This is a genomic window from Ferroglobus sp., from assembly GCF_015521575.1.
Taxonomy (GTDB): Archaea; Halobacteriota; Archaeoglobi; order Archaeoglobales; family Archaeoglobaceae; genus Ferroglobus.
In genome coordinates, this window is record NZ_WANY01000102.1 from 1 (window position 1) to 3800 (window position 3800).

Consider the following 3800-nt stretch of genomic DNA (forward strand, 5'->3'; position numbering starts at 1 on the left):
ACACAAGGGGAATTCACAAATTTATGTACCGCTACCGCCCTTGGACGATGAGGCAATATGCAGGATTTGGCACGCCAGAGGATTCAAATCAGAGGTTCAAATTCCTTTTGGCTCACGGACAGAATGCTTTAAACGTGGCTTTCGACCTGCCAACCCAGCTCGGACTTGATTCGGATCACCCCTTAGCGAAGTGGGAAGTCGGCAGAGTTGGAATGGCTGTGGATACGCTTAAGGACATGGAAATAGCTTTTGACGGAATCCCAATAGATCAGATCAGCGTTTCTCTGACGATAAACGCTACAGCTCCGATAATTCTATCGATGTACTTCGTCATGGCTGAGAAACAGGGAGTCGATTTAAAGAAGATAAGGGCAACTCCTCAGAATGATATTCTCAAGGAGTTCATCTCAAGGGGAGCTTGGATATTTCCGGTGGAACCTTCAGTAAAGCTTGTCTGCGACATAATAGAGTTCTGTGCGAAAAACGCTCCGAAAGTCTATCCTGTCAGCGTCTGCGGATACCACATAAGAGAGAACGGAGCCACTCCCGCTCAGGAAATCGGCTACGCTTTCAGCATAGCGTTAACTTATATAGACAAAGTTTTAGAGAGAGGATTGAAGGTTGACGACTTCGTCCCTCGCTTCTCCTTCAATTTCAACGTCTTCGGAAACATATTCGAGCAGATAGCAAAGCTCAGAGCTGCAAGGAGACTTTGGGCAAAGATAATCAGAGACAGGTACGGAGCTAAGAACCCCGATTCCATGAAGCTGAAGATGATAGCCGGAGGAGGAGGTAGCGGTCTTACCTATGAGCAGCCGGAAAACAACATAGTTAGAGCCGCTTACTACGCTCTCGTAGCAGCTTTAGGAGGAACACAGACAATGGCTCTTTGCACTTACGACGAAGCTTACACAATTCCCTCAGCTAAAGCTTCTCTCATAGCTCTGAGAACTATGCAGATTTTGATGGAGGAAACGGGAGTTTGCGATACTGTTGATCCTCTTGCGGGCTCTTACTACATAGAGTGGTTGACAAACGAGATGGAAAAGAAGATTATCGAGGCTATGGAGGAAGTTGAAAAGTGGGGAGGAATGATAAGAGCAATAGAGAACGGATACATCCAAGCAAAGCTTGCCAAGCAGTCCTACGAAATGTACAGAAAGATACAGACGGGAGAAATCGTGAAGGTTGGCGTGAACAAGTACAGAATGGAGGAAGAGGAGAAAGTCACCGAAATCTACGAGTTCGATGAAAAAGCCTACCAGAGACAAATAGAGAGGTTGAAGGAAGTGAAAAACAGCAGAAACAACTTAAAGGTCAAAGAGAGCTTGGAAGAGATTCGAAAGGCTATAAAAAGGGATGAAAACCTCATGCCCTACATAATGGAAGCTGTGAGACATTACGCCACAGTTGGAGAGATTACTCAAGTTTTGAAAGAAGAATACGGTGTGTTCAAAGAACCGTCAATTTTCTAAAGCATGAAAGTGGAGTGTTAAAAATGATAAGCAGTGAGAGGAAGATTATAGAAATTTTGAAAATTCTTTCAGAGCAAAAGGAGCCGGTAGGAGCGAAGTTCATAGCCGATCAGCTGAAAAAAAGAGGAATCTACCTGACAGAGCCCACCGTTCGATACTACTTGAGAATTCTTGATGAGAGAGGTTTGACGAAAAACTACGGATTAAGGGGAAGAGTGATAACTGAAAAGGGTTTGAAAGAAATAGAGAAGGGAGATATAGCCGATAGAATAGGATACAGCATAAGCAGAGTTCACGAATGCGTTTTTTACTCGAACTTCGATGTGGAGAGCGGAGAGGGTAAAGTGGTTGCGAACTTAGCAATCTTTCCGAGAGAGTACTTAGATGAAGTTTTAGACATGTTTTATAGGTGTTGGAGGAAAGGTTTGACGTTCAGCGATAAAGTAATCGTAGACGAAAACATTCCCTTCATAGAGGAAAACGAGGTGGGAATGTACTACATTTCAAGTTTTACCCTCGATGCCGTCCTTTACAGAAACGGAATAGTTTCGCTACCAAGGTTTGCAGGGTCGATAGAAATTTCCAACTTCAACTTCGTGAGGTTCACTCAGGTTATAGGGCTTGAAGAGTCCTCAATCACCGCTTTAGACCTCTTCATTCAGAGAATGTACTCGGATAAAGACGAAGAGTCCATCTCCAACCTCCTTGAGAGAGGAGAAGGAGAAGTTTACGGAATGTACAGAGAAATACCGTTCGTAGCAAGAGAGAAGACGATAGAAATCCTTGAAAAGTTAAAAGAATATGGGATATCTCCCCTCCACGTAATCGGTGAGTTAGACAAAAGCGTTTGTGGAATTCCGCCAAGAGGTGTGAACAAAGTCGGTTTGGTTTGCGTAGGACCATCAACACCGGTCGGAATTCTCAGAGCTTTGAAAGTTCCGATTAGAGTACACATATCAAGCGAGATTATCGAGTTTTCCAAATTTAAGAGTCTTGAGAGTTATTTAGAGGTGAAAAGTTATGAGTAAAAAATTAGTTTTTGATTTTACGAAGTGTACTGGCTGTAGAGCTTGCGAATTGGCTTGCAGCTTCGCTAACGAGGGGGTTTTTTCTCCTTCTAAGGCAAGAGTTCGGGTCGTGAAGTTCGAGAGAGATGGCGTTGACATACCCATAGGTTGTGAACACTGCGAGGAGGCTCCGTGTATGATAATCTGCCCGGTCAAAGCGATTTACAGAGATGAGGAAACCAACGCAGTTTTGCTCGATCCGGATATCTGCATAGGCTGCAAGCAGTGCATGGTGATATGTCCCTTCGGTGTTATAGGCTTTGATGAGGAAAGAAAAGTCTTGTTCAAATGCGATCTTTGCAGAGGGGATCCAGAATGCGTGAAATGGTGCTTTACGGGAGCGATAAGTTACGTAGCTCCAAATGAGGAGACGCTAAGAAAGAGGATTAGGGTCGGGAGAAAGAAGGTAGCTGCTCAATCCGTCTGGGGTGTTTAAAATGGCTGAAAAACTGTACGCCTATGCCGGCAAGACTTTGAAAGTCGACCTGACGAGGGAAAAAGTCGTTGAGGAGCCTTTGAATAAAGAGCTCGCGAGAAAGTTCCTCGGAGGAAGAGGTTTGAACGCTAAGCTGCTCTTTGATCTTGTTCCTCCCGATGTCCATCCCCTAAGCCCGAAAAACGTTTTGCTTATAGCTACTGGACCGATAAATGGTCTTCTTGGAGTTACAACCGGAAGAATTGATGTCACAGCTCTCTCACCGCTAACCGGAATATTCGGAAATTCCAACGCTGGAACAGATTTTGCCGCAGAACTAAAATACGCCGGCTACGACAACATAATAATCTTCGGAAGAGCAAAGAAGCCAGTCTACCTTCTTATAGAAGATGGCAGTGTGGAAATTAAGGATGCATCAGATTTGAAAGGAGCTGGTGTGTTTGAAACAACAGACGTTCTTAAGGAGAGACACGAGGACGTTAAGGTTGCCGCTGTTGGACCCGCTGCAGAGAACGGAGTTCTTTACGGTTCAATTATCTTCGATTACTGGGACGCAGCCGGAAGGAGTGGTATGGGAACTGTTATGGCTTCGAAAAACCTGAAAGCTATAGCAGTAAAGGGTAGCGGATCCCTTGAGGTTGCAGATCCGGAAAGATACTACGAAGTCGTGAGAGAAGGATGGCTCGCTCTCATGAACGACCTTGGATTCCAAACTCAAGAGCATTCTGTCCTTGGAACTGCAGTTTGCGTTGGTTGGGGTAACGCTCAAGGATGGCTTCCTACAAGGAACTTCAGAGAATCTTATTTTGAGGAAGCAGATAA

Annotated in this window: 4 protein-coding genes; all 4 read left to right on the top strand. The window is 44.7% G+C overall.

Annotated elements, in window-relative coordinates; all coding sequences use genetic code 11:
* Positions 1–1475 (top strand): methylmalonyl-CoA mutase (locus F7C14_RS04315; protein ID WP_290900219.1); only part of this gene is annotated, 1475 nt, incomplete at its 5' end.
* Between the two features lie 23 nt (positions 1476–1498).
* The gene (locus F7C14_RS04320) at positions 1499–2503 is read left to right on the top strand and encodes an NrpR regulatory domain-containing protein (protein WP_290900220.1); all 1005 of its coding nucleotides are present in this window, start codon (positions 1499–1501) and stop codon (positions 2501–2503) included.
* Positions 2496–2978, top strand: coding sequence for a 4Fe-4S dicluster domain-containing protein (locus F7C14_RS04325; protein WP_290900221.1), 483 nt, complete (start codon positions 2496–2498; stop codon positions 2976–2978). Before F7C14_RS04320 ends, F7C14_RS04325 begins: the two co-directional genes overlap by 8 nt.
* A 1-nt stretch (position 2979) precedes the next feature.
* Positions 2980–3800, top strand: an 821-nt coding sequence (locus tag F7C14_RS04330; RefSeq protein WP_290900222.1) for an aldehyde ferredoxin oxidoreductase N-terminal domain-containing protein, incomplete at its 3' end; no start/stop codon positions are given.

Coding starts and splice junctions, on each gene's coding strand:
- F7C14_RS04325 (WP_290900221.1), top strand. CDS start 2,496: ATGAGTAAAAAATTAGTTTTTGATTTTACGAAGTGTACTGGCTGTAGA.
- F7C14_RS04320 (WP_290900220.1), top strand. CDS start 1,499: ATGATAAGCAGTGAGAGGAAGATTATAGAAATTTTGAAAATTCTTTCA.